The sequence below is a fragment of the Chryseobacterium sp. CG10_8 genome (assembly GCF_058117085.1).
On the sequence record NZ_JBYVEB010000301.1, the window covers coordinates 1 to 391 of the forward strand.

The 391-nt window shown below is 33.0% G+C and carries 1 protein-coding gene; it reads right to left on the reverse strand.

Translation table 11 applies throughout. The features are described 5' to 3' along the window. Position 1 precedes the first annotated feature (1 nt). Positions 2–391: nucleotidyl transferase AbiEii/AbiGii toxin family protein (locus AC4AGG_RS16850; RefSeq protein ID WP_489773175.1), on the reverse strand; the 390-nt coding region annotated here is incomplete at its 5' end.

Below are 391 nucleotides of genomic sequence, written 5' to 3' on the forward strand. Positions count from 1 at the left end.
ATCATCGTTTTTGATTAAATACATTGGAAAGGTTATTGGCTATAATATCAAAATCAGCTTTGATTACCTCCCAATACTTTCCTCTTAAACATATAACATCTAAGTCTTCGTCAGCAGATTCAAAATTATTAAGGTTTGAGATAATGACTTCTTTGTCGTGTCCGTAAGGATAACGTTGTTCATGTAAAGCAATCATTTCTTCAATGGTATAGATTTCTAGTAGCTCATGCAAATCCCAAAAATCTTTCTTCCTACCTCCATTCTGAATCACTTCTATTTTCATCGCCACAATATCATCAAGATGCGTCATTTGAATTCCATCTTCTAATAGTGCCTCTCGTATGAAGGGATCAGAATAAAAAATATCTAACTTCACTGCTTCATCTAAAAT